Origin of the sequence: Micromonospora sp. DT81.3 (assembly GCF_049847225.1) — a bacterium.
GTDB lineage: Bacteria > Actinomycetota > Actinomycetes > Actinomycetales > Microbacteriaceae > Microbacterium.
In genome coordinates this window covers 210,525-233,481 of sequence record NZ_JBNCNY010000006.1, presented here as the reverse complement: position 1 = coordinate 233,481, position 22,957 = coordinate 210,525, and the positions used below count along the sequence as shown (strand labels likewise).

Below are 22,957 nucleotides of genomic sequence, written 5' to 3'. Positions count from 1 at the left end.
CGGCGCGCGGCGTCTCGCGTCGGCATCTCCGCTCCGTCGTGGTCTCGCGCCCGCGCGAGCACTCCCACTCCGGCCGATAGCACCATCTCGGCCCATGACACCAGCTCCAGCCGATGACACCAGCTCCGGCCGCGCCAGGACCTTCCGTTCCGCCCGCCGCCGCTCCTATGCGGCGGGCCGGAATCGTCGGGGTGGTGGTTGCACGCTTGCCCACGCGTATTTCAGGTCCAGCTTGGGAGGGAGGGTGACCGGGGGCCCGCCGGGTGGGTGGAGGGTGAAGTCGTCGAGGCGGGTGCGGGTGATGTGCCAGCCGCCGTTGTGGAGTTGCATGTGGTGGAAGCGGCAGAGCAGGATCCCGCGGTCGATGTCGGTGCGGCCCTCATCCTGGTCGTAGTGGTCGATGTGGTGGGCTTCGCAGTAAGAGGGTGGGCGGTCGCATCCGCGCCATCGGCAGCCGCCATCGCGGATGGCGAGCGCGAGTCGTTGCTTGCCGGAGAACAAGCGTTGCTCCCGACCCAGGTACAGAGGGTTTCCGCGTTGGTCGGTGACACAGGTGGTCTGCGCGGTGTCGCACAGTCGTTGCCGGACAAGCCACGCGGGGATGCTGGTGCCGGTGTCCTCCAATCGGCCGACTCCCGCCGCACTCGCATCCGCGTCGGTGGCGCCGGGGATGGTGTGCAGGGCGGCGGCGGTGATCACGACCCGGATTCCCGCTTGCCGGGTGCCGAAGACCTGCTCGGTGTCGGCGAGGGCCCCGGCGCGGAGCGTGTCCATGATCAGGTCGTAGGTGAGTTGATCATTCGTGCGCGGATCCGCCTCCAGCTGCCGGGCGCGGGCGGCTTCGTCGGCGTCCACGAACCGGGGACCGCCGCGGCGGGGACGCAGCGCGGAATCGGTGATCGCCTGCACCCACGCCGCCATCTCGTCATCGAAGCTGATCGAACCGCGCCGGGTGCCGTGCTCGTCCACCCACATCCGGAACGAGCGGGCCTGGAACCGGTCATCGAACCGTCGAGCAGCCCCGTCAGGGTCCAGCGTGTCCCGCACCGCCCGCGCGGTGCGCAGCAGATCCTCCACGGTGCACGCCGGCGCCTCTACGATCAGCTGCTCCGCCGCCACCGTCCACGCATCCCGCCACACGGCGTCCGCGGCCACGCTCGCATCGGCATCGGCATCGGCATCGGCATCGGCGCCGATGTCCGCACCGCGAGCCGACGGTGAAGCGGAAGCACCGGTCCCGGTGGAGGGCGGTTCGCCGAGCCCGCGGAGGATCGCGTCGTGCTGCGCGGACGTGATCGTCCGGGCAAGCAGCGCCGCCCCCAGCCCCGCATGCCACGGCACCGGCACCATTCCGCCGACATCCGTCAGGCCAGCATCCGCGTCGCTCACCGGCACCCCCGCGTGCAGGGCTTCCCCGAGCCGCACCTGCCGCACCGCGTCACCACGGGTGGACCCGGTGATCTCCTGCACCAGCGTCACCGGGGACCGGTGCCCCCGCACCTGCGCCAACCCGCCCTGCCCACGCTCCCGCCCGGACCGGGCCGTCACCGCACCTGTGGCGGCGATCCGCACGGTCTCCAATGCCTGGATCAGCGTCGACGTGCTTCGCAGCACCCCGACCAGATCCTCATCTCCGAGACCGGAGACCATACCCGGCAGACCGGCATCCGTCAGCTCCTCCCCGAGCACGCGGCGCAGCGACGAAAGCCCCGCGTCCACTCCCGGAAAGAATCGCATGATTCAACGTATCGAGCGCCACCGACATTCGAACTTCCATCCGAATCCCGTTGCAGCTGGGGCCGGCAGCCGACGCACTCAACGTGGGAATCCAAAGGGACTGGGTGACACCCGACCCGCGGCGCAGCCCCACACCGGCAACCGACCCGCCGACGCAGCCCCCGCCAGCGCGTACCCTCGAAGCATGGCTGCGATTCCCGTCACGATCGCGCCGCGGACCCCGACAACCACCGTCGCGCCCCCCGCCGGCGCTCTCGTCGACACGCACGGACGCATCCATCGCGACCTCCGCATCTCGCTCACCGACCGGTGCTCACTGCGGTGCACCTACTGCATGCCCGAGCAGGGCAACGAATGGCTCGCCCGCTCCAGCATCCTGACGCTCGATGAGATCGAGACGGTCGCCAGGGTGGCGGCCGGCGCCGGGATCACGACGTTCCGCCTCACCGGCGGGGAGCCCCTTCTGCGGAACGACATCGTCGAGGTCGTGCGACGACTCTCGCGCATCGAGGACCCGTCCGGACCGGTCACCATCGCGATGACGACCAACGGCATCCGCCTGCCCGAGTTCCTGCCTGCCCTGATCGACGCCGGCCTGCACCGCCTGAACATCTCCATCGACACGATCCGCCGGGATCGCTTCCACGATCTCACCCGCCGCGATCGCCTCGACGATGTGCTGCTCGGCATCGCGGCGGCCGCGGCATCCCCTCTCCGTCCGCTCAAGCTGAACGCCGTGGCGATGCGCGGCGTCAACGATGACGAACTCGTCGAGCTCGTCGAGTTCGCCACCGCACACGACGCGCAGCTGCGCTTCATCGAGCAGATGCCGCTGGATGCCGGGCACACCTGGGACCGCCAGACGATGGTGACCCGCGACGAGATCCTCGACTCCCTGTCCGCTCGCTGGCGGCTCGACCCGATCCCGGGCCGAGGCGGAGCGCCCGCCGAGACATGGATGCTGGACGGCGGCCCGCACACCGTCGGCGTCATCGCGTCGGTCACCGCGCCCTTCTGCGGCAACTGCGACCGGCTGCGACTGACCGCCGACGGACAGCTGCGCAACTGCCTCTTCTCCACGAGCGAGTTCGACCTGATTCCCGTGCTGCGCTCGAGCGACGGAAACCCGGATGCCGCGGGCATCGAGTCCGTGCTGCGCGCGTGCGTCTGGGGCAAACTGCCGGGGCACGCCATCAACGACCCGAGCTTCCTGCAGCCGGCTCGCGGGATGAACGCCATCGGCGGCTGAGCCCGGGCACACCAGCCCACGGACGCCCGACCGCCGCCACCGCCCAACGGCTCCCCCCGCGTCAACGCCGCCCCGCGCGCCTAGCATTGCACCATGGGACGCATCACGGCGCGGCGGCCGATCACGCGCATCACGGTATCCGAAACCGACGGTGACAACGAGCGCCGGCGCTCCGACACGCTCGCCGTCGAGGAGCCGCTCGAGATCCGCGTCGGCGGAACGTCGCTGGCGATCACGATGCGAACGCCGGGACACGACGTCGAGCTCGCCGTCGGCTTCCTCGTCTCCGAGGGAGTGATCGCCCGCGGCTCCGACTTCCGCTCCGCGATCCACTGCGGCGGTCCGGGCACGGGCGCGGTCGGCATCTCCAGCGCCGAGAACACCTACAACGTGCTCGATGTCACCCTCGGCACGGGGGTCGCCCCTCCGGACCCCGACCTCGCCCGCAACTTCTACACGACGAGCTCGTGCGGTCTCTGCGGCAAGGCCAGCATCGAGGCCGTCGAGACGGTCTCCTCCTACGACGCGCGGGCGGATGCCGCGACCGTGTCCGCCGCGCTGCTCACGACCTTCCCCGATACGCTCCGAGCCCAGCAGGACGTCTTCGACAAGACCGGCGGCCTGCACGCCGCCGGCCTGTTCGACGCGAACACCGGCGAGCTGGTCGTGCTGCGCGAGGATGTCGGACGACACAACGCCGTGGACAAGGTCGTCGGCTGGGCCGTGCTCAACGACCGGCTGCCACTGAGCGGCCATGTGCTGATGGTGTCGGGCCGCGCGAGCTTCGAGCTCGTGCAGAAGGCCGTGATGGCAGGCATCCCGATGCTGTCGGCAGTCTCGGCGCCGTCATCGCTCGCGGTCGAGCTCGCCGACGCATCCGGTCTCACTCTCGTCGGGTTCCTGCGGGGCGCCTCGATGAACGTCTACACGCACCCCGAGCGGGTCACGACGTCGGTGCGCCGCCGCGAGCCCGTTTCGACTGCTTCGTAGCGGGCGCGGCCCTCGGAGCATCCGCGGTCGCAGGATCGGCAGGCGGAACGATGCGGAACTCGGGAGCCGCCGTGACGAGCAGCCACGCGGGCAGGATGATGACGCAGAGTATCGGCAGCAGTGTGATGTCTCCGGCGACCGCCGCTGCGATGAAGAGCGCCAGCCATCCGTCGCGGGTGACGACGACCAGGATGCCGATGACCCCGCACGCGACCGCCAAGCCGATCGGGATGGATGGGAAGAGCGCATTGCCCAGCAGGCCGAGCGCCACTCCCACGAAGGTGGCGGGGAAGATCCGGCCGCCGCGGAAGAGCGCGGATGCGGCGATGAGAAGCGCCAGGATCTTGATCCCGGCGATCACGGCGAGCTGACCGGCGTCGTATGCGCCGGGATCCTTCAGCAGCTCTCCCATCTGGGTGAGGCCCTTGAACATCGTGATGGGCCCGCCGAGAAAGCCCAGGATGCCGAGGATCAGGCCACCGAACGTCGTGATGAGAATCGGATGCCGGAGCGCATGCATCGCCCGATAGGCGAGCGGGAAGGCGTACAGCATCACCAGCCCGACGAGCACGATCGCGCAGGTGAGCAGCGAGCCCGTGACGAAGTCGATCGCCTGCGGTGCTCCGTAGTCCGGAAGATCGAACGCGAAGGGCGGTGCCCCGAGGAGGTGCATCGTGACGGCGGCGGCGCCGGCCGCGGCAACGGGAAGGAAGAGGCGGTCCCAGAGCGAGCCGCCGGCCTTCAGCGCTGCGAGGATGCCGGTGAACAGCAGTGCCGCAGCCACCGGGGTCCCGAAGAGGGCGCCGATGGTCGAGGCGCCGGCCAGAAGGATGGCCAGCTGCACCGGCACCTTCGGGATCAGCCGCGCGAGGATGGCCACGACCACCGCGGCGTTGATCGCGATGATCGGATTCTCCGGTCCAAGGCTCACGCCTCCGGCGAGGCTCAGGATGGTCGCAAGCGCCAGTCCGGGGAGGGTCCTCAGCGGCAGCGGGGGACCCATCAGCTCGGTCGTCGCGCTGTCGGGTCCGCCGTGCCCGGGCAGGAGCGTGAGCGTGATGCCGACGGCGAGACCCGTCGCGGTGAGCACCACGATGATCCACCAGCCGGACGGGTCGACGCCGAGTGCCCCCGGCAGCGCCTTGTAGAGCACTCCGCCCAGCAGATCCGCGGCCTGTTCGAGCGTCCACAGGACCAGCGCGCTCAGCACTCCGATCAGGATGGCCGGCACGGCGAGCACCGCGAGGCGCTTCGGGGTGACGTTCGGATCCGTATCGGGGATGGCGAGGCTCATGGTGGGTCGTGCTCCCTCCGGAACGATGGAACGTCCGCGTGAGTGGGAACGTACCACGCAGCAGGGCTACGCGACCTCGCGCATCTCCCGTCCGTGGACCGTCAGTGCGTAGATGATCAGCACGTCGATCGCGATGACGATGAACGACCACCATGGCTGCGCGGGAATGAGCAGCAGCTGGATGACGGCACTCAGGACGGCGAGGATCACGGCGATGACCCTGGCCCACGTCTGCCCGGCGAGGAGAGCGGCTCCGGTCAGCACCAGCAGGGCTCCGAGGATGATGTTCCACCAGCCCCAGCCCTGCACGTCGAAGAGGAAGAGCGAACCGCCGGCGAGGGCGAAGTAGGTGTCGGGCCCGACGAGTGCCACGATCCCCTGGATGACGCTGAAGAAGCCGCTCACGAGGAGGATCACCCCCGCGAAGATGCCCCAACCGACCCATCCGGTCCTTGTCACTGTGGTCATGGTGTTCCGTCCTGTCTCGAGTGGATGCGGACCGCACTGCAGGGCCCCCCGGCGGTGCGTCTCACAAGCTATTCGGCGTGGCAGGGCCTCGCATCATGCAGACGGCGTGACCCGACGCCTCGCCCGTCCGTCTGTCCACACGCCTGTATCGATTCGCAGGCCCCGGTGCAACCCCCGACGGGATCCAGCAGACCGTACTTACCGTGGTGGCATGCCGGGTGATGTCGAGCGACGCAGCGCCACGGGCGGTGAGTACCTCCGCTCGTACGCGCCCATCGGCGACGGGCGGACGGTCGCGCTCGTCGGGCTGAGGGGGCAGATCGATTGGATGCCGCTGCCCGGCCTCGACGACATGCCCGTCTTCGGGCGGCTGCTCGACGAGCGGGCGGCGGCGCTCGTGTGCGTCGGGCGCCACGACGAGGGCATCGCCGCCATGGACGAACTCGTACGACTCGGCAACGACGTGCACATCTTCGCCGAGATGATCTCGGCATCCGACAACGCCTTCTGCGGCAACCTGCCCCAGGCGCTCAGCCACCTCGCGCTGGTGAGGACCGCGCTGACGATCCGCGATCTCGTCGACGAAGACAGGCTGCGCGGTCATTGACCCGCACCGCCCCACCAGGGCGGAACCACCAGAGAAGGAGAGAGAGATGACAAGGGACCAGTACACCCTGACCAACCCCGCTGAGCTCTACGCGGACTTCAGCCCCGACAAGCAGCACCAGCCGGAGCCCGCCCTCGACGCCGAGCTGACGCCGAAGGCGGATCTCGGCGAGAGCACCTACCGGGGCACCGGCCGCCTGACCGGTCGCAAAGCGCTCATCACCGGCGCCGACTCGGGCATCGGGGCGGCGACGGCGATCGCCTTCGCGCGCGAGGGCGCCGATGTGGCGATGTCGTATCTGCCCGAGGAGGAGCCGGATGCACAGCGCATCGCCGGCATCCTGCAGGACGCCGGCGCCACGGTGCTCACCCTGCCCGGCGATCTGAAGGACCCCTCGTACTGCCGCGACCTCGTCGCTCGCGCCGTCGAAGGCCTCGGCGGGCTCGACATCCTCGTGAACAACGGCGGCAAGCAGATCTACAACGAGGACCTCGCGACGCTCGATGACCAGCAGTTCGACGACACGTTCAAGACGAACGTGTATGCGATGTTCTGGATCACGAAGGCGGCGCTGCCGCACCTGAAGCCCGGCTCGACGATCATCAACACGACGTCGATCCAGGCATACCAGCCGTCCGAGATCCTGGTCGATTACGCGTCGACGAAGGCCACGATCAACGCGTTCACGAAGGCGCTGGCCCAGCAGCTCGCGCCGAAGGGCATCCGGGTGAACGCCGTGGCACCGGGGCCGATCTGGACGCCGCTGCAGGTCAGCGACGGTCAGCCGCAGGAGAAGATCCCCTCCTTCGGTGAGCAGACGCCGCTGGGGCGGGCGGGTCAGCCGGCCGAGCTCGCGCCGGCGTACGTCTTCCTCGCGTCGCCGGAGTCGAGCTACGTCGCCGGCGAGACGCTGAGCGTGACCGGAGGGTCGCCGACACCGTAGGTCCAGACGAAGGGCGGATGCCGCGCGAGCCGCGGCATCCGCCCTTCGCGCGCGAAGCGCCGGCCGCTGCGAAGTGCGATACGCACGGTTCACCTCTTCTTCCCGCGCGCGACACGTGCACCGCCGCCGCCATTCATCCGCACCCCGCACGATGGGCCGCACGGCCGGTCCTCGGTCGGGGAAGCGGGAGGTGTCGTGCATCGCGACGCGCCGTCGATCATCGCCTGGGTCGAGTCCCCGCTGCAGCTCGTCGGAGCGGCCGAGTGGGCCGCTGCGCATGGGCAGCGCGTGCCCATCGCCGGACGCCTCACCGATCAAATGTCCGAGACGGCGGACGAGCTCGTCGCGAGGAAGGCGATGTTCGGTCGCCTCGAGCCCTACATCGGCATCCCGTGGCGCCTTCTCGCCGAGAACCGGCACTGGCTGGTCGGCGACGCCTTCTCGGGTCAGTTCCGCCTCGCGGCCGCGGTGCTCCGACCGCGGCGTGTGACGCTGCTGGATGACGGCGCCAACTCTCTCGCGTTCGCCGACACGCTGCTCGGGCGACGGGACTACGTGCGCCCCGGCGTGCATGAACGCGGAGCGACGACGCTCGCCGCGCCGTTCGCACTCGAGCTGCTGCTGGATCGGGCGCGCGTCGGTGCGCTGGAGATGTTCACGGCCTTCCAGCTCGGGCTGAACCGCCGCGAGGCGTTGCAGGAGCGCGGCGTGCGGCTGGAGTCGCACCGCTTCGAATGGACGCGCAAGAGCGCCACCCGCGGCACGAGGGAAGACGTCACCCCATCGGGTCGCGTGCTGCTCGGCAGCGCACGACCCGTCGACGGGCGGCTCGACCTGGCCGTGTATCTCGCGTGGGTCGCCGCCGAGGCATCCATCGCCCCGCTCACCTACCTGCCCCACCGGCGGGAGCCGGTGACGCAGCTGGATGCCGTGCGGGCCATCCCCGGCGTGCGCATCAGCGATCTGCGCCTTCCTGCTGAGCTCGTGCTGGCGGGCGCATCGCGCCCACTCGAGGTGCTCACGCTCGCATCGAGCACGACGACCACGCTGCCCCTGGTGCTCGAGGGGACCGGCAGCGTGATCCGGGAATGGGCGCCTGGCGAAGGGTGCCGAGAGAGGGTTCTGCGATGAGGGAGACGGTGGCGGTCATTCCCGCCCGGGGCGGATCGAAGGGTGTCCCGCGCAAGAATCTCCGACGAGTGGGCGGCGTGCCCCTCGTCGGGCGCGCCATCGCCGCGGCGCTGGCGTCGGACCGCATCGATCGGGTGCTCGTCTCCACCGACGATGCCGAGATCGCGGCCGCGGCGCAGGAGTGGGGAGCCGAGATCGTGCACCGGCCGGCCCACCTGGCGGGCGACACGGCGCCATCCGAGAGCGCCCTGCTCCATGCCCTCGCACACCTGGACGCGAGCGGCGTCGAGGTGGGCGTGCTGGCGTTCCTCCAGGCCACCTCGCCGTTCATCGACGTGTCGGCGCTCGCCGACGCGGTGGACCTGGTCGAGAGTCACACCTTCGACAGCGCGTTCAGCGCGACCGAAAGCTACGGATTCCTCTGGTCGCGGGGCAAGAAGGGCGATGCGAAGGCCCTCGGCCACGACCGCGAGCACCGCCCGCGCCGGCAGGATCGCGAGCCGCACTTCCTCGAGACCGGCGCGTTCTACGTGATGGATGCCGCCGGCTTCCGCGACGCCCGCCACCGGTTCTTCGGACGCACCGGGTTCGTCCCTGTCCCCGAGCGAACGGCGCTCGAGATCGACTCGGAGGAGCAGCTCGCCCTGGCGCGGGCGATCGCGCCGCTCGTCGCCGTGGCCGACGCCGGCGAGGCGATCCACGCCGACGCCGTGGTGACCGACTTCGACGGCGTGCACACCGACGACACCGCGACCATCGGTTCGGACGGCCGCGAATACGTGCGCGTCAGCCGCTCGGACGGCATGGGCATCGCGCGTCTTCGCCGGGCGGAGATTCCGGTGCTCATCCTTTCGACGGAGGAGAGCCCGGTCGTGTCGGCCCGAGCGGCGAAGCTGCGCGTTGACGTGCGCCAGGGCCTCGACGACAAGGCCGCAGCCCTTCGGGAGTGGGCGTCCAGTCGGCGCATCCCGCTGTCGCGCATCGCGTACCTGGGAAACGACATCAACGATCTCGCCTGCCTCGAGCTGGTCGGGTGGCCCGTCGCGGTGCCGGACGCTCATCCTCTCGTGCTCGCCGCGGCCAGGGCGGTGGTCGCGAGGCCGGGAGGTGCGGGAGCAGTTCGAGAGCTCGCCGACCGCGTGCTGCGCGCTCGCCGTCCTTCGCCCCTGCCCGACGAGAGCGCCGTACCGGCCGAAAGGAACCAGCAATGACTGTCACCATCGGAACCCGCGTGGTGGGCGGGGGTCGCCCCGCCTACGTCATCGCCGAGATCGGGCTGAACCACAACGGCGACGTGGACATCGCGAAGCGGCTGATCGACGTCGCCGCCGACGCCGGCGCCGACGCCGTCAAGTTCCAGAAGCGCACCCCCGAGATCTCCACCCCCCACCACATGCGCGAGGTGCTGCGCGAGACGCCGTGGGGCACGATGACCTACCTCGACTACCGACGCCGCGTCGAGTTCGGCCGCGACGAGTACATCGAAATCGGCGACCACGCGCTTCTGCGCGGCCTCGAGTGGTTCGCGTCACCATGGGATGTTCCCAGCGTCGCCTTTCTCGAGGACCTGGGGGTGATGGCCCACAAGGTGGCCTCGGCGAGCGTGACCGACATCGATCTTCTGGTCGCGCTGCGCGACACCGGAAAGCCGATCATCCTCTCCACGGGCATGTCGACGATCGAGCAGATCGACGCCGCGATCGACGTGCTCGGCACCGACCGGCTCATCCTTCTGCATGCCACGTCCACCTATCCGATGGAGCCTGAGGAGGCGAATCTCCGCGTGATCCCGGTCCTTCGCGATCGGTACCCCGGGGTGCCGGTGGGCTACTCAGGACACGAGCGCGGCCTGCAGGTCTCCCTCGCCGCCGTCGCGCTCGGTGCGGTGGCGGTCGAGCGTCACATCACCCTGGACCGCACCATGTGGGGCTCTGACCACGCGGCCTCGCTCGAGCCGGCGGGCCTCGCGCACCTCGTGCGCGACATCCGGATCATCGAGACCGCCCTCGGCGATGGCGTCAAGCGCGTCTTCCCCGGTGAGCGCGCCCCGATGGCGAAGCTGCGTCGCGTTCCGGTGTGACACGCCCGCTGCGTGTCGTCGGCATCGCCGACACCGATTCCTACGTGAAGTGGGGCGCCGCCCTGCTCGGCTCTCGTCCCGACGCGATCGATGCGCGGATGCTGGTGCTCGAGACCCCGCTGGTGGTCAGCGCCGCCCAGCAGTCGGCGGCGCTGACGGGCAGCGGTCTGGACAGCCGTCGTGTGCGACGCGTGGCGTACGACGCGCTGGCCGGCGCGCTCTCGCGCCGGCAGCCCGACGCCGTGCTGCTCGCGGCGAGGGGCCCGCTCGTGCGGGTGCTCGCGCGCCTGGTCGCGGCCGCGGTGCCCTCGGCGGTGATCGTCACCGGCCTGCCGGGGATCTCGATCCCCGCCACCCGCAAGGCGCTCCTGTACCGCACGCAATGCGACCTCTTCGTCCTGCACTCCCACCGCGAGGTGCGCGAGTTCGGCGAGCTCGCCGTCGAGAAGGGGTTCGAGCAGCGCTTCGCCCTGTCGCGCCTGCCCTTCGCCCAGATCGGGTCGGGACCCACGTCCGGTGCTCGCAGCACGGATCTCGTCTTCGCGGCCCAGGCCGTCGTTCCTCTTGAGCGGGCCGATCGCACGCGGATCGCCCGGATGCTCGTGGCCGCAGCGACGGCGGATCCGTCCAGGAGGGTGGTGGTCAAGGTGCGCGCCGTGAAAGGTGAGAGCCAGACCCACGCCGAGCGCGACGGCTATCCGGAGCTGCTGGGTGAGCTCGGCGCCCTTCCTTCGAACCTCGTGATCTCCCGCGGGCCGATGGCTCGGGCCCTCGACACCGCAGAGGGGCTCGTCACCGTCAGCTCGACCGCCGCGATCGAGGCCGTGGCCCGCCGCATCCCGGTCATCGCGCTCGACACGTTCGGCGTCGAGGCGGACCTGATCAACACGGTCTTCCGCGAGAGCGGACTGTTCGCCCACGAGGATGCGGTCATCGACCGCGCGTTCCGGCATCCGGAGCCGTCCTGGCTTCGAGACAACTACTTCCATGATCCTGGCGATGATGACTGGATCGGTGCGCTCGACGAATCGGTCGCACTCCGGCGCAGCGGTGCTCTCCAGCGGCATCCTCCGCTCGTCCGGCGCGGGGGACGCCTGCGCGATGCCTGGGAACGCAAGCAGGTGCTGGGCAGGCTCGACCGCAGCGCGGTCGGGTGTTTCGCCCTCGTGGTGGGAACCCCGCTTGTGCGCGTCGCCAGGCTGGCGGCTCATCACCCCCCGCCTGCGGAGCCCGCGATTCCGACACCGATCCGCCCCGCGCTTCAGCGCTCCGTTCGCTGAGAGTCCAGGAGCCCCGGCACCACGTCGCCGGCCCGCAGCCTCGGGCTTGCCGGCCTCGATGGGCGGCCGCTGCGGGGCGCTCGCAGATCGATCTGCTATTCAGTGTTGCTAACTACCGGTACTTAGTGTTACCGTCTACTAGTAGTCAGCAACACAGAGTAGATGGGGGGTCGGAGATGGCCAATCAGATGACGGAGATGCTCAAGGGCACGCTCGAGGGCATCGTGCTCGCGGTCGTGGCCGGAAGCCCCGCCTACGGGTACGAGATCACGGCGCGCCTGCGTGAGCAGGGCTTCGCCGACCTGGTCGAAGGCACCGTCTACGCCCTCCTCGTCCGCATCGAGCAGCGAGGTTTCGTAGACGTCGAGAAGGTCCCCTCCGAGAAGGGACCACCGCGAAAGGTGTATTCGATCAACGCGCAAGGGCGCGAACAACTGGCCGAGTTCTGGAGGACCTGGAGCTTCCTCGCAGAACGTATCGAACAGCTCCACGGCACACATCAAGACCAAGGAGAGAAGTGATCATGGCCGCAAAGTGGATCGAATTCCTGACGGGATCGCTCGACGACAAGAAGGCGTACCGGCAGTACAAGGCCCGCATCGCGGCGCTGCCGGAGCCGTACGGAACGGCTGCCAAGGCCTTCGAGCGCTACTTCATGTACAACGGCGGGATCACCGACGGCGACCCCACGATGATGATGACGATGCTGAACGACTTCGCCGACCTGTGGGAGCGGACCGCCGCCGATGGGACGCCCGTCGATGAGATCGTCGGCGACGACCCGGTCGAGTTCGCGGAGGCGTTCGCGGCCGCCTACGCGGGAAAGCGCTGGATCGACAAGGAGCGCGCCCGCCTGACGGAGACCATCCGGGGACTCGGCAAGGAGGAGGAACGATGACCACCGCCATCCAACCAGCCATCCGCGTGCAGGGCATGGAGAAGTCATTCAAGGACCTCCATGTTCTTCGCGGGGTCGACTTCGACGTCGCACCGGGCAGCATCTTCGCCCTTCTCGGCTCCAACGGCGCCGGCAAGACCACGGTGGTGCGTATCCTGGCCACCCTGTTGAAGGCCGACGCGGGGTCAGCTGCGGTGCACGGGTTCGACGTCGCCGGCCAGCCGGGTGACGTCCGCCAGTCGATCAGCCTGACCGGCCAGTTCGCCGCGGTGGACGAAGTGCTCACCGGCCGCGAGAACCTGGTACTGGTCGCGAAGCTCCGTCACCTGGAGAACCCCGGCGCGATCGCCGACGATCTCCTGGCACGGTTCTCCCTCACCGAGGCGGGCGGTCGCAGGGCCGCGACGTACTCGGGCGGAATGCGCCGCCGGCTCGACATCGCCATGAGCCTGATCGGCGACCCGCCGATCATCTTCCTCGACGAGCCGACCACCGGCCTGGACCCGCAGGCGCGGCTCGAGGTGTGGGCGACGGTCAAGGGACTCGCGAAGGGCGGCACCACCGTCCTGCTGACCACCCAGTACCTCGATGAGGCGGAGCAGCTGGCGGATCGCATCGCGATTCTGCACAAGGGCACGATCATCCAGAACGGCACCCTTGCCGAACTCAAGCGACTTCTCCCGCCGGCCAAGGTCGAATACATCGAGAAGCAGCCGTCGCTCGAGGACGTCTTCCTCGCCCTCGTCGGCGAGACAGGCGAATCAGACGCCAGCGAAGAGGAACGCAAGGACGGCTCCCTCGCACCAGGAAAGGAACCCCGATGACCACCCACGTGCTCGGCGATACGGCCGTCCTGACAAGCCGCTCGCTTCGCCACATCCTGCGCAGCCCCGACACGATCATCACCACCGCGGTCACCCCGATCGCGCTGATGCTCCTTTTCACCTACGTGTTCGGCGGCGCGATCAACACAGGATCGCAGGAGTCGTACATCGACTACATGCTTCCCGGCATCCTGCTCATCACCATCGCATCCGGCGTCGCGTACACCGCGTACCGGCTGTTCCTCGACATGCAGGGCGGCATCTTCGAACGCTTCCAGTCCATGCCGATCGCACGATCGAGCGTGCTGTGGGCCCACGTCTTCACGTCCCTCGCCGCGAACCTGGTGTCGGTCGCCATCGTCATCGCCGTCGGTGTGGTCCTGGGGTTCCGGACGGGTGCATCGCTCGGCGCGTGGCTGGCGGTCGCGGGAATCCTGATCCTGTTCACCCTCGCACTCACCTGGATCGCCGTGATCGCGGGGCTCTCCGCGAAGACGGTGGATGGAGCGAGCGCGTTCAGCTACCCGCTGATCTTCCTCCCCTTCATCAGCTCCGCATTCGTGCCCACCGACACGATGCCGGCTCCGGTCGCCTGGTTCGCCGAGAACCAGCCGGTGACCGCGATCGTCGACACCCTGCGGGCGCTGTTCGACCAGCAGCCGGTCGGCACCGACATCTGGGTCGCCCTGGCCTGGCTCGTCGGCATCCTGATCGTCGCGTATGGGTTCGCGATCGCGATCTACCGGCGCAAGATCAGCTGACGCGCCCACCTCGCAACGGCCGAACGCCGCCCGCTCCCACTCCGGGAGCGGGCGGCGTCGTCTGTGATCGAGCACGGGCCTGCGATTCCTAGCTCCGCGTGAGGCGCCTGTTCAGCACGGCATCCAAGGCCCAGCCGATACCGAGGGCGACGGCGATCGAGAGGACGACGGCAGCGACCGGCGAGTCGGGCAGCACGCGGGCGACAGCCGCGCCGATGAAGGCCTGATAGGTCGCCCACGCGAACGCCGCGAGCGCCGAGAGCGCGAGGTAACGCGGCGCCGGCACCCGTTCGGCGCCGGCCGTCAGATTCACGGCGATCCGCGCGAACGGGATGAATCGGGCGGTGAAGACGATCGCCGCGGTGCTTCTGGTCAGCCGCCGCGTCGCCCAGGCGCGCAGCGCGCGGGGTCGTGGTCTGCCTGTCCAACTCCACCTGTCGAGCCCGACGGTGCGGCCGATCACGTAACACGTCGCATCTCCGGCGAAGGCGGCCACGCCTGCAACCACGACGACAGCGGCCAGGGGCGGCTCGCCGCTGACGACCGACAGCGCCGCGAAGCCCGTCACGGCCGCCTCGCCCGGGATCACGACGAGGAAGGCGTCGCCGAAGACCATCGCGAACAGAAGCGGGAGCGCCCAAGGCCCCGCGGCGAGGTCCGAGAGAAGGTCGTCGATCACGAGTCCTGAGTAGCAGTCGCGCGTGAATGGTTGCCGAACGGGGCCGGTCGGTTAAGGCGACGGGAGCGGCCGATGAACTCTCCGCCGAAGGCGCCGCCCGCGCCGGCGGCGCCGCCGTTGCCGCGCCACTCTTTAACCGTGAGAGTCGCGCTGCTGGCCGAGTCCTTCCTTCCACACATGAACGGCGTCACCAATTCGGTGCTTCAGGTGCTGACGCATCTCGAGAAGAGGAACCACGAGGTGCTCGTCATCGCCCCGGGCCCGGGTGGTGCGAGCGCGGGAGTGCCGGTCGCTCCGACGAGGCGGATTCCCTCGCTGTCGCTGCCGTCCTACCCGCAGGTGCGGGTGGCGGTCGTCAGCACGCCGCACGTCACACGGCTGCTCGCCGACTTCGCCCCGGACGTCGTGCATCTCGCGTCGCCGCTGGTGCTCGGATGGCACGGTGCGGTGGCGGCGAATCTGCTGCGGGTCCCTTCGGTGGCCATCTACCAGACCGATGTGATCGCGTACGCCGCCAAGTACGGGGTGCCGGGCGGAGCGGCTCTCGTCGCCGCCCACATCCGCAGATTGCACCGCCGGACGACCCTCACCCTCGCCCCCTCGACGCCGGCCGCGTCGCAGTTGGACGGGCTGGGGATCGATCGCGTTCGGCTGTGGGGAAGGGGCGTGGATCTCGAGCGATTCAACCCCGAGCGGCGCGGCGGACGGTGGCGGGCGCAGCTCGCGCCCGGACAGACGCTGGTCGGCTATGCCGGCCGTCTGGCACCCGAGAAGCAGGTCGAGGACCTCCGCGTCCTCAGCGATCTCCCCGGGGTGAGGCTCGTGATCATCGGCGAAGGCCCCGCACGCGCGCGCCTGGAACGGGAGCTTCCGCGGGCCGTCTTCACGGGATTCCTCGGCGGCGCTCAGCTCGCCGAGGCGCTCGCCAGCCTCGATGTGTTCGTGCACCCTGGTGAGAGCGAGACGTTCTGCCAGGGTGTGCAAGAGGCTCTGGCCAGCGGCGTTCCCGTTGTCGCGACCGGCCGAGGCGGTCCCGTCGATCTGGTGGAGAACAGCATCAACGGGTGGCTGTACCCCCCGGGCGACCTGTCGGCGCTGCGCGCCTCGGTCGCGGACCTCGCGGGCGACCACGTCAAGGCGAGGGCGCTGGGAGCGGCCGGGCGGGCGGGAGTGCTCGGGCGATCCTGGGAGGCCCTCGGCGATCGGCTTCTCGAGCACTATGCCGACGCCGCAGCCCTGCAGCGGATTGATGAGCGCCGGCTCAGCAGGGTGGGAGAACGACCGGGCCTGTCAACCCCCGCTGTTCCGCAGAGCGGCATCCGTCGATACGTCGCGCTCGGCGACTCCGTGACGGAAGGCCTCAGCGACGGATCGAGAATGCCGGCGGGGGAGTATCGCGGCTGGGCGGACCGGCTGGCGCAGCTGCTCGCTCACTCGGGTTCGTCCGGTGCCGGCTTGCGGTACGCGAACCTCGCGGTGCGCAGCCGTCTCGTCGAGCACGTGGTGTGCGACCAGATTCCGCGCGCGCTCGAACTGAAGGCGGATCTGGTATCGGTGCTGGTCGGCGGGAACGACCTCGTGCGGCTGCGGGCGGACCCCGAGGCGCTCGCCGCACGTCTGGGGGATGGAGTACGCCGTCTGCGCGAATCCGGTTGCGATGTGCTGCTGGTCACCCCGTTCCTGCCGCGAAGGCGCGCGTCGCGCCTACTCGCCCGGCGCTTCGCCCGCTTCAACTCGCAGCTGCGCGGCCTCGCGCGCTCGACAGGGGCCGTGCTGCTCGACCTCGAAGCGGTGCCCGCGGTCAGCATGACATCGCTGTGGGCGGACGACGCCGTGCATCTGAACTCCCGCGGGCACAGACTGCTCGCCTACGAGGCGGCTGCGCGCCTCGGCGTGCCCGACGCGGGTCCGCTCGGCCGGCTCGAGCAGCTGCTGCACGCCGAGGAGGCCGACGTCGAGCCGACGGCGATGACGCGAACCGCCTGGCTCCTGCGCCACGCGGTGCCGTGGGCGAAGCGACGGCTGCAAGGCCGCACTGCCGGCGACGGTCTTGTGCCCAAGCACACCGACCTGGTCCTGATCCGGCGCGCATCGGGCAGCCGCATCGACGGGTAGGGATAGCGGCGCCCCGCGCCCGTCGACTATTCGTCACCTGCGGTTCACCCCGGCGTTAACCTCGGGGCGGTTCGCTGGAGCGGAAGCGAGCGCCATCGCAGTCCTCCGGCGTTCGTTCCGTTCGCCGGAGAGGAACGAGCTGTGGATGACTGGGCCGCGGTGAGCTGGGCGCTTGTCCCCATCCCGGTCGTCGTAGCCGTGTTCGGCTTCGTGTACGCGTCCACCCTGCGGAGGGAGGAGAGCCGCGCGGCGGCTCGGAGCGGCCTGCATACCGATCTCCGAACGGCCTCGGCCGCTCGGGCGGCGGCCGGCTCTCCAGATCTCTGAGGGGAGCGGGCCGTCGCGGACCGGCCTCAGGGCTGGATGTGCTTCAGCTGCTTCTTGGCCTGCTTCTCGACGAGCACCTCGACGAAATCGCGCACCCTCGCGTCCTTCAGTTCGTCGTACGCCTCGGTCACGACGCCCTGGATCGTGGATGCCGGAAGTTGGGGAAATTGGGCTCCGAGCCGTTCGGCGATCTCGTTGATGGTGAGCTCTGCGTCAGGGGGTTCTTGTGTCATGTGGATCTCCCGGGCAAGCGAATGTCCGCCCACGTTACCGCCCGAAGCCGTCGCGCGGAGGACGCATCTCGCGGCCCGGCTGAGAGCCGTTTCCGCTCAGGCTCGGTCGGGGTTGCGGTCCGGGAGATAGGGCTCGATCGCTGCCGCCAGCTTGGCGGGGTTCATCGACTGAAGCCAGACCTGTCCGGGGCCGTGGAGTTGCGCGAGGAAGAGCGAGTCGCCGAAGAACTTGTTCTTGATTCCTTTGATGCTGGCGAACTCGAGCTGCATCTCGGCGCGGAACATCGCCAGGTGCCCGGGGTGGATGAGCAGCGACTCGCCTGCCTTCAGCTCGTATTCGGTGATCTCGCCGGCGAGTTGCACCCAGGCCCTGCCCTCGCCCGAAAGCTTCTGGAAGACGACGCCCGCGCCGCCGAAGATCCCCGCACCGAGCTTCTTCTGCAGTGCCACCGAGACCTCGACCTGCGTGGTGCTGGCGGTGTACGAACCGGACTGGATCATGAATGTGTCGGCCGCGTCGATCGCGACCTCGCGGATGGTGCCGGGGAGCTGGGCGGCGAAGGCGACCATCCCGCCGTTGGGGGCGGTGTAGCGCGTGAGGAAGAGCTGCGCGCCGCCGAGCACCCGCTTGAGGCCGCTCATGAATCCGCCTTGCCCACCGCTGCCGTGCGCGGTGGACGTGTCGAGTTGCATTCCAGGGCTGAGCCAGGCGACGTCACCGCCTTCGGCGACGATCGATTCTCCCGGCTCGAGCGTGATCTCGAGAATCGGCATGGTCGTTCCGGCGATGACGGGCTGCATGAGGCCACTGTATGCGCGCAGGGGGTCGTGGAGGCCGGTTGCCCGCATCGGCTGTTCGGTTACCCCAGTACGACGAGGATCCCGCCTACCACGCACACCGCCGCCATCAGCCGGGGACAACCGCCGGCTCGGGCACCGCCATGGGGAAGAAGAAGCGCACAGCCGCCCAGCCGAGTGCCGCCCCGACGACCTGGGCGAAGACGAAGGGCAGCGCGGATGCCGGCGCGATCCCGGCGAACGTGTCGGTGAACATGCGCCCGACGGTGATGGCCGGGTTGGCGAAGCTGGTCGAGGACGTGAAGAAGTACGCGGCGCCGATGTAGGCGCCCACGGCCGGGCCGGCGAGGTGCGATCGCCCGGTGCGCACCAAGGCGAAGATGACGAGGATGAGTCCCGCTGTCGCCACCACCTCCGAGAGCAGCAGCGGCCAGCGGGAGCGCTCGGTGGTGCTCCACTGGACCGTCGGCGCCGCGAACAGGACGTTCGCGAGCACTGCTCCTGCGATGCATCCGAGCACCTGCACCGGTACGTAGACGGCGGCCGTGGCCCACTCGCGTCGATGCAGCGCGATGTCGACGAGCGTGACGACGGGGTTGAAGTGCGCGCCCGAGACGGAGGCGAACACGAGGATCAGGACGGTGAGGCCGAGGGCCGTGGCGAATGCGTTCTCGAACAGCTGCAGGCCGATGTCCGTGGGGGAGAGGCGCTGGGCCGCGATCCCTGAGCCGACCACGATCGCGGCGAGTCCTGCGCTGCCGAGGAACTCTCCGGCGGCAGCGCGTGCGGTGTGGCTCACGTGGCTGCGAGGAGCTGAGAGATCCGGTCCAAGGCCCCGGGAACGAGCCTGAAATAAGCCCAGGTTCCGCGCTTGCTGCGGGTCAAGAAGCCCGCCGTCGTCAGGATCTTGAGGTGGTGCGACACCGTGGGCTGACTCAGCCCGATCGGCTCGATCAGGTCGCACACACATGCCTCAGAGTTCTCCGAGACCGCCACGATGGAGAGCAGACGCAGGCGCGCCGGATCGGCGAGTGCCTTCATCGTCGTCGCAAGCTGCTCCGCCTCGGGGGCGCTCAGAGGTTCGCGCACGAGGGGGGTGCAGCAGGCGCCGGCGGTGACATCGGTCACCTCGAGCATCGTGGTCATACATCGAGACTAATCGATATTGACAGATATCGATACACGCAGGCAAAATCGAGTATCGAAGTTGATCGATATCCGTGGAGGCTCCTGTGACACTGCTCGATCTCACACCCCGCGCGGCGACGACGAATCGATCGTCGACGCTTCCGGTCGCCATCATCGGCGCAGGCCCGATCGGGCTGGCCGCTGCGGCGAACCTGGTCGAGCGCGGTATCGACTTCGTCGTCTTAGAAGCGGGCGACGAGGTGGCGGCAAGCGTGCGGGCGTGGGGTCACACCCGGCTCTTCTCGCCCTGGAAGCACCTCGTGGACCCGGCATCCCGCCGTCTGCTCCAAGAGCGCGGCTGGGAGCTGCCCGATCCCGAGCGCGCGCCGACCGGCACCGAACTGGTGGAGAAGTACGTCGCCCCGCTCGCCGACGTGGAGCCCATCGCGTCCCGAGTCCGCACCGGCGTCCACGTCCTCGGCGTCACCCGTGAGGGTATGGACCGCACGCGTACCCGCGGACGCGCGGCCACGCCGTTCGCCGTGCGCATCCGCACATCGGACGGCACCGTCGAAGAGATCGCGGCGCGCGCGGTGATCGACGCCTCCGGGACGTATCTCTCGCCGAACTCGCTCTCCTCCAGCGGGCTGGAACTGCTGGGCATGGGCGAGATCTCGGAAGCGGTCACCCCGGCCCTCCCGGACGTTCTCGGCCACGACCGCGGGCGGTTCGCCGGGCGCCGCGCCACCGTCGTCGGCGCGGGTCACTCCGCCGCCAACACTCTGCTTGGCTTGGTCGAGCTGGCCAGGCAGGAGCCCGGGACATCGATCACCTGGCTGATCCGCAACGCCCAGGCCGTGCGCGTCTCAGCATCCACGGATGACGAGCTCGCCGACCGCGCCCGGCTCGGCAGCAGGGTGGATCAGGCAGTCGCCGACGGCCTGATCGACGTCCTCGACGGGTTCGAGATCATCCGTGGCCGCCGCACCTCCGAGGCCGTGGAACTGGTCGGCCACCGGAACGGCGAAGTGGTCGCCCACGCCACCGACGTGGTCGTCAATGCCACGGGATTCCGCCCGGACCTCGACATCCTGCGTGAGATCCGGCTGGAGCTCGACGAGATCGTGGAGGCTCCCAAGCGCCTCGCTCCGCTCATCGACCCCAACGTCCACTCGTGCGGCACCGTCGAGCCTCACGGTTTCCGCGAGCTCACCCATCCCGAGCAGGATTTCTTCATCGTGGGGATGAAGTCCTATGGCCGCGCCCCGACCTTCCTTCTCGCCACCGGATACGAGCAGGTGCGGTCTGTGACGGCATGGCTGGCGGGTGACACCGCATCGGCCGCGAACGTCGAACTCGTGCTGCCGGCGACCGGGGTCTGCTCCACCGATCTCGGCGATGGAGGCGGTTGCTGCTCCTGAGTGGAGAGACACGATTTTGATCGAACGGCGAAGCGGTGCCGTCGCGACGGACGGGCCCTGATCCCTGTAGATAGACTGTCGTCTATGGATCAGGGGGATGCGCTCGCCTTGACGGCGCTGGGAGATCCGACGCGCGCCCGGATCCTGCGTCTGATCCGTGATTCCGAGGGCGGTCGCGCACTCGTCGGTCGGCTTGCAGAGGCGCTCTCGCTCCGTCAGCCGACCGTCAGCCATCATATGAAGGCGCTGCACGACGATGGTGTGGTCGTGCGCGAGCCGGAGGGCAGGCGAGTCTGGTACTCGATCGCGACCGTGCATGCCGACCGCGTCGACGCCCTGCTGGGCGACCGGTTCCCCGCCGAGACTAAGCCCGACCTGGATCGGATCGCCGACGATCTCGCCGTCCGCTTCCGTGGCGTCTTCGGCCGGGAGACGGTGCATGCGAAGGTCGTGGAGAGCTGCGAACTGCTCGCGCGCGGACCGAGGTCATCGATGCTGGCGAGCCGGACGGCGACGTTCGCCGCAACGCGGCTGGAAGCGCTGGCCCGCGCCGAGTCCACCGCGACGGGCGTCCCGCGGGTGCTGTTCGTCTGTGTGCAGAACGCCGGCCGGTCGCAGCTCGCTGCGGGGATCCTCCGCCAGCTCGCGGGCGACCGGGTCGCCGTCTCAACGGCCGGCTCCGAGCCCGCGGGGGAGGTGCGTCACACCATCGTCGCCGCGCTCGACGAGATCGGTGTGCCGCTCGGGGGCGAGTTCCCCAAGCCACTCACGGACGAAGCTGTTCGTGCCGCCGACGTCGTCGTCACCATGGGATGCGGAGATGCGTGCCCGATCTATCCCGGGCGCCGGTACCTCGATTGGGACCTGGAGGACCCCGTGGGCAAGCCGATCGAGCGGGTGCGCGCCATCCGGGACGACATCGAGTTCCGGGTGGGTGGCTTGCTGAACGAACTCGTCCCGCAGAGTTCAGGCTCCGTTCCCCATAACAAATAGGTACCGGTCTATGCTTTCCGAGAGAGAGAGAGAGAGAGCGAGACTCCGATGACCGATAAGCCCACCGTCCTGTTCGTCTGCGTGCACAATGCGGGCCGATCCCAGATGGCCGCGGGATACCTCCGTGCGCTCGGTGGCGACGACGTCGAGGTCCTCTCCGCCGGCTCCGCGCCGAAGGACACGATCAACCCGGTCGCGGTCGAGGCGATGGCCGAGGAGGGCATCGACATCAGCGCTCACACGCCCAAAATCCTGACGGTCGACGCCGTGCGGGAGTCCGACGTGGTCATCACGATGGGCTGCGGTGACGCCTGCCCGATCTTCCCCGGCAAGCGCTACGAGGACTGGGAGCTGGATGACCCGGCCGGTCAGGGCATCGACGCCGTCCGGCCCATCCGGGATGAGATCCGCGCCCGCATCGCGGCGCTGGTGGCGGACCTGCTTCCGGAACGCGGAGCGGCGTGAGCGGCGACCGCCCATACGAGATGGCCGACAACGCTGCCCTCGATCCGGAGCGGCTCGCGCGCGCCCTCGTATCGGAGAACTCGTACCTCACACTTGCGACGGCGCCGATGGGATGCCGTGGGCAACCCCGGTCTGGTTCGCCGCGCGGGAGCTGGACCTCTTCGTCTGGGCGTCGAAGCCGGGCGCGCGACACTCGCGAAACATCGCCGAGAATCCACGCGTGTCACTTGTGATCTTCGATTCGAGCAAGGCGCCTGGCGAGGGGAGCGCGCTCTACGTCTCGGCGGATGCCGGGCCCGTCGATGACGCCACGTTCGAGGATGCGCTCTCCGTCTACAACGCGCGTTCGCTCGAGAGCGGACTGCGCGAGTGGGGGAGGGCCCAACTGAGCGGAGCGGCCAAACATCGCCTCTACCGCGCCCTCACGCTCGACTCGTTCGTGCTCGACGACCACGACGAGCGGATCAGGGTCTAGGCCCCTCAGCCGGCGGGAGGTCCAGATCGAGGCGCGAGCGACGCAGTTCGGCCATCATCTC

26 protein-coding genes and 1 pseudogene are annotated in these 22,957 nt (G+C 69.3%); 19 read left to right on the top strand and 8 right to left on the bottom strand.

The genetic code is table 11. The features are described 5' to 3' along the window. Positions 1 to 165: 165 nt before the first annotated feature. A complete protein-coding gene (locus ACPW96_RS15260) occupies positions 166 to 1,737 on the bottom strand; it encodes a DUF222 domain-containing protein (protein WP_425884091.1) in 1,572 nt (523 codons plus the stop codon). A gap of 184 nt (positions 1,738 to 1,921) precedes the next feature. On the opposite strand from ACPW96_RS15260, the gene moaA reads away from it, so the two are divergent. Together moaA and fdhD are read left to right on the top strand one after the other, a co-directional pair. Then, a complete protein-coding gene (moaA, locus tag ACPW96_RS15255) occupies positions 1,922 to 2,986 on the top strand; it encodes a GTP 3',8-cyclase MoaA (RefSeq protein ID WP_425884089.1) in 1,065 nt (354 codons plus the stop codon). Between the two features lie 93 nt (positions 2,987 to 3,079). Continuing rightward, positions 3,080 to 3,976, top strand: coding sequence for a formate dehydrogenase accessory sulfurtransferase FdhD (fdhD, locus tag ACPW96_RS15250; protein WP_425884087.1), 897 nt, complete (start codon positions 3,080 to 3,082; stop codon positions 3,974 to 3,976). Here the strand turns inward: fdhD and ACPW96_RS15245 are convergent. Both ACPW96_RS15245 and ACPW96_RS15240 read right to left on the bottom strand, forming a co-directional pair. Then, entirely contained in the window at positions 3,930 to 5,270 is a 1,341-nt protein-coding gene (locus ACPW96_RS15245) for an ion channel protein (RefSeq protein ID WP_425884085.1), read from the bottom strand. The two genes, fdhD and ACPW96_RS15245, sit on opposite strands and share 47 nt — an antisense overlap. Before the next feature lie 66 nt (positions 5,271 to 5,336). Then, on the bottom strand, positions 5,337 to 5,738 hold the full coding sequence (locus ACPW96_RS15240) for a DUF7144 family membrane protein (RefSeq protein ID WP_425820713.1): 402 nt from the start codon (positions 5,736 to 5,738) through the stop codon (positions 5,337 to 5,339). A 211-nt stretch (positions 5,739 to 5,949) separates the two neighbouring features. Here ACPW96_RS15240 and ACPW96_RS15235 point away from each other — a divergent pair, with 211 nt between their 5' ends. The 10 genes from ACPW96_RS15235 to ACPW96_RS15190 all read left to right on the top strand — a co-directional run bounded on the left by ACPW96_RS15235 (position 5,950) and on the right by ACPW96_RS15190 (position 14,262). After that, entirely contained in the window at positions 5,950 to 6,345 is a 396-nt protein-coding gene (locus tag ACPW96_RS15235; protein WP_425820714.1) for a hypothetical protein, read from the top strand. Between the two features lie 46 nt (positions 6,346 to 6,391). Next, positions 6,392 to 7,288 carry an SDR family oxidoreductase gene (locus ACPW96_RS15230; RefSeq protein ID WP_425820715.1) on the top strand — a complete coding sequence of 299 codons (897 nt, stop codon included), beginning with the start codon at positions 6,392 to 6,394 and terminating at the stop codon, positions 7,286 to 7,288. Positions 7,289 to 7,483: 195 nt separating this feature from the next. Then, positions 7,484 to 8,419: a hypothetical protein gene (locus ACPW96_RS15225; protein ID WP_425884083.1), complete on the top strand. Its 936-nt coding sequence runs from the start codon at positions 7,484 to 7,486 to the stop codon at positions 8,417 to 8,419. Continuing rightward, entirely contained in the window at positions 8,416 to 9,630 is a 1,215-nt protein-coding gene (locus tag ACPW96_RS15220) for a cytidylyltransferase domain-containing protein (protein WP_425884081.1), read from the top strand. The genes ACPW96_RS15225 and ACPW96_RS15220 overlap by 4 nt, the downstream gene beginning before the upstream one ends. Further along, positions 9,627 to 10,499 carry an N-acetylneuraminate synthase family protein gene (locus ACPW96_RS15215; protein ID WP_425820718.1) on the top strand — a complete coding sequence of 291 codons (873 nt, stop codon included), beginning with the start codon at positions 9,627 to 9,629 and terminating at the stop codon, positions 10,497 to 10,499. Before ACPW96_RS15220 ends, ACPW96_RS15215 begins: the two co-directional genes overlap by 4 nt. Beyond that, positions 10,496 to 11,779 carry a DUF6716 putative glycosyltransferase gene (locus tag ACPW96_RS15210; protein WP_425884079.1) on the top strand — a complete coding sequence of 428 codons (1,284 nt, stop codon included), beginning with the start codon at positions 10,496 to 10,498 and terminating at the stop codon, positions 11,777 to 11,779. The genes ACPW96_RS15215 and ACPW96_RS15210 overlap by 4 nt, the downstream gene beginning before the upstream one ends. Before the next feature lie 176 nt (positions 11,780 to 11,955). Next, a complete protein-coding gene (locus ACPW96_RS15205; RefSeq protein WP_425820720.1) occupies positions 11,956 to 12,300 on the top strand; it encodes a PadR family transcriptional regulator in 345 nt (114 codons plus the stop codon). 2 nt (positions 12,301 to 12,302) lie between these two features. Next, the gene (locus ACPW96_RS15200; RefSeq protein WP_425820721.1) at positions 12,303 to 12,677 is read left to right on the top strand and encodes a DUF1048 domain-containing protein; all 375 of its coding nucleotides are present in this window, start codon (positions 12,303 to 12,305) and stop codon (positions 12,675 to 12,677) included. Continuing rightward, on the top strand, positions 12,674 to 13,501 hold the full coding sequence (locus tag ACPW96_RS15195) for an ABC transporter ATP-binding protein (protein ID WP_425820722.1): 828 nt from the start codon (positions 12,674 to 12,676) through the stop codon (positions 13,499 to 13,501). Before ACPW96_RS15200 ends, ACPW96_RS15195 begins: the two co-directional genes overlap by 4 nt. After that, positions 13,498 to 14,262, top strand: a complete 765-nt coding sequence (locus ACPW96_RS15190) for an ABC transporter permease (protein ID WP_425820723.1) — start codon at positions 13,498 to 13,500, stop codon at positions 14,260 to 14,262. The genes ACPW96_RS15195 and ACPW96_RS15190 overlap by 4 nt, the downstream gene beginning before the upstream one ends. Positions 14,263 to 14,350: 88 nt before the next feature. Here the strand turns inward: ACPW96_RS15190 and ACPW96_RS15185 are convergent, their stop codons facing one another. After that, on the bottom strand, positions 14,351 to 14,941 hold the full coding sequence (locus tag ACPW96_RS15185) for a DedA family protein (protein ID WP_425820724.1): 591 nt from the start codon (positions 14,939 to 14,941) through the stop codon (positions 14,351 to 14,353). 138 nt (positions 14,942 to 15,079) lie between these two features. Between ACPW96_RS15185 and ACPW96_RS15180 the strand changes: the two are divergent. The 3 genes and pseudogenes from ACPW96_RS15180 to ACPW96_RS15170 all read left to right on the top strand — a co-directional run. After that, a pseudogene (locus tag ACPW96_RS15180) lies at positions 15,080 to 16,162 on the top strand (glycosyltransferase family 4 protein); the annotation flags it as partial. A 48-nt stretch (positions 16,163 to 16,210) separates the two neighbouring features. Beyond that, the gene (locus tag ACPW96_RS15175; protein ID WP_425884216.1) at positions 16,211 to 17,056 is read left to right on the top strand and encodes an SGNH/GDSL hydrolase family protein; all 846 of its coding nucleotides are present in this window, start codon (positions 16,211 to 16,213) and stop codon (positions 17,054 to 17,056) included. 141 nt (positions 17,057 to 17,197) lie between these two features. Next, a complete protein-coding gene (locus ACPW96_RS15170) occupies positions 17,198 to 17,383 on the top strand; it encodes a hypothetical protein (protein WP_425884077.1) in 186 nt (61 codons plus the stop codon). A gap of 26 nt (positions 17,384 to 17,409) precedes the next feature. On the opposite strand, the gene ACPW96_RS15165 is transcribed toward ACPW96_RS15170, so the two are convergent. The 4 genes from ACPW96_RS15165 to ACPW96_RS15150 all read right to left on the bottom strand — a co-directional run bounded on the left by ACPW96_RS15165 (position 17,410) and on the right by ACPW96_RS15150 (position 19,560). Further along, positions 17,410 to 17,616 carry a three-helix bundle dimerization domain-containing protein gene (locus ACPW96_RS15165; protein ID WP_425884075.1) on the bottom strand — a complete coding sequence of 69 codons (207 nt, stop codon included), beginning with the start codon at positions 17,614 to 17,616 and terminating at the stop codon, positions 17,410 to 17,412. A gap of 96 nt (positions 17,617 to 17,712) precedes the next feature. After that, positions 17,713 to 18,417, bottom strand: a complete 705-nt coding sequence (locus tag ACPW96_RS15160) for a TIGR00266 family protein (protein WP_425820728.1) — start codon at positions 18,415 to 18,417, stop codon at positions 17,713 to 17,715. A 106-nt stretch (positions 18,418 to 18,523) separates the two neighbouring features. Next, positions 18,524 to 19,213, bottom strand: coding sequence for an aquaporin (locus tag ACPW96_RS15155; protein ID WP_425884073.1), 690 nt, complete (start codon positions 19,211 to 19,213; stop codon positions 18,524 to 18,526). Further along, entirely contained in the window at positions 19,210 to 19,560 is a 351-nt protein-coding gene (locus tag ACPW96_RS15150; protein WP_425820730.1) for a metalloregulator ArsR/SmtB family transcription factor, read from the bottom strand. The genes ACPW96_RS15155 and ACPW96_RS15150 overlap by 4 nt, the downstream gene beginning before the upstream one ends. An 86-nt stretch (positions 19,561 to 19,646) precedes the next feature. On the opposite strand from ACPW96_RS15150, the gene ACPW96_RS15145 reads away from it, so the two are divergent. From ACPW96_RS15145 to ACPW96_RS15130, 4 genes are all read left to right on the top strand, one after another. Further along, complete coding sequence (locus ACPW96_RS15145) at positions 19,647 to 20,963, top strand: NAD(P)-binding domain-containing protein (protein WP_425884071.1); 1,317 nt, start codon at positions 19,647 to 19,649, stop codon at positions 20,961 to 20,963. 84 nt (positions 20,964 to 21,047) lie between these two features. Next, positions 21,048 to 21,956 (top strand): metalloregulator ArsR/SmtB family transcription factor, encoded by a 909-nt coding sequence (locus tag ACPW96_RS15140; protein WP_425884070.1) that lies wholly within the window; start codon positions 21,048 to 21,050, stop codon positions 21,954 to 21,956. 48 nt (positions 21,957 to 22,004) lie between these two features. Continuing rightward, a complete protein-coding gene (locus ACPW96_RS15135) occupies positions 22,005 to 22,421 on the top strand; it encodes an arsenate reductase ArsC (RefSeq protein WP_425884068.1) in 417 nt (138 codons plus the stop codon). After that, entirely contained in the window at positions 22,312 to 22,896 is a 585-nt protein-coding gene (locus ACPW96_RS15130; RefSeq protein WP_425884066.1) for a pyridoxamine 5'-phosphate oxidase family protein, read from the top strand. The genes ACPW96_RS15135 and ACPW96_RS15130 overlap by 110 nt, the downstream gene beginning before the upstream one ends. The last annotated feature ends 61 nt before the right edge of the window (positions 22,897 to 22,957 follow it).

Coding starts and splice junctions, on each gene's coding strand:
- ACPW96_RS15260 (WP_425884091.1), bottom strand. CDS start 1,737: ATGCGATTCTTTCCGGGAGTGGACGCGGGGCTTTCGTCGCTGCGCCGC.
- moaA (WP_425884089.1), top strand. CDS start 1,922: ATGGCTGCGATTCCCGTCACGATCGCGCCGCGGACCCCGACAACCACC.
- fdhD (WP_425884087.1), top strand. CDS start 3,080: ATGGGACGCATCACGGCGCGGCGGCCGATCACGCGCATCACGGTATCC.
- ACPW96_RS15245 (WP_425884085.1), bottom strand. CDS start 5,270: ATGAGCCTCGCCATCCCCGATACGGATCCGAACGTCACCCCGAAGCGC.
- ACPW96_RS15240 (WP_425820713.1), bottom strand. CDS start 5,738: ATGACCACAGTGACAAGGACCGGATGGGTCGGTTGGGGCATCTTCGCG.
- ACPW96_RS15235 (WP_425820714.1), top strand. CDS start 5,950: ATGCCGGGTGATGTCGAGCGACGCAGCGCCACGGGCGGTGAGTACCTC.
- ACPW96_RS15230 (WP_425820715.1), top strand. CDS start 6,392: ATGACAAGGGACCAGTACACCCTGACCAACCCCGCTGAGCTCTACGCG.
- ACPW96_RS15220 (WP_425884081.1), top strand. CDS start 8,416: ATGAGGGAGACGGTGGCGGTCATTCCCGCCCGGGGCGGATCGAAGGGT.
- ACPW96_RS15215 (WP_425820718.1), top strand. CDS start 9,627: ATGACTGTCACCATCGGAACCCGCGTGGTGGGCGGGGGTCGCCCCGCC.
- ACPW96_RS15205 (WP_425820720.1), top strand. CDS start 11,956: ATGGCCAATCAGATGACGGAGATGCTCAAGGGCACGCTCGAGGGCATC.
- ACPW96_RS15200 (WP_425820721.1), top strand. CDS start 12,303: ATGGCCGCAAAGTGGATCGAATTCCTGACGGGATCGCTCGACGACAAG.
- ACPW96_RS15195 (WP_425820722.1), top strand. CDS start 12,674: ATGACCACCGCCATCCAACCAGCCATCCGCGTGCAGGGCATGGAGAAG.
- ACPW96_RS15190 (WP_425820723.1), top strand. CDS start 13,498: ATGACCACCCACGTGCTCGGCGATACGGCCGTCCTGACAAGCCGCTCG.
- ACPW96_RS15165 (WP_425884075.1), bottom strand. CDS start 17,616: ATGACACAAGAACCCCCTGACGCAGAGCTCACCATCAACGAGATCGCC.
- ACPW96_RS15160 (WP_425820728.1), bottom strand. CDS start 18,417: ATGCAGCCCGTCATCGCCGGAACGACCATGCCGATTCTCGAGATCACG.
- ACPW96_RS15150 (WP_425820730.1), bottom strand. CDS start 19,560: ATGACCACGATGCTCGAGGTGACCGATGTCACCGCCGGCGCCTGCTGC.
- ACPW96_RS15140 (WP_425884070.1), top strand. CDS start 21,048: ATGGATCAGGGGGATGCGCTCGCCTTGACGGCGCTGGGAGATCCGACG.
- ACPW96_RS15135 (WP_425884068.1), top strand. CDS start 22,005: ATGACCGATAAGCCCACCGTCCTGTTCGTCTGCGTGCACAATGCGGGC.
- ACPW96_RS15130 (WP_425884066.1), top strand. CDS start 22,312: ATGACCCGGCCGGTCAGGGCATCGACGCCGTCCGGCCCATCCGGGATG.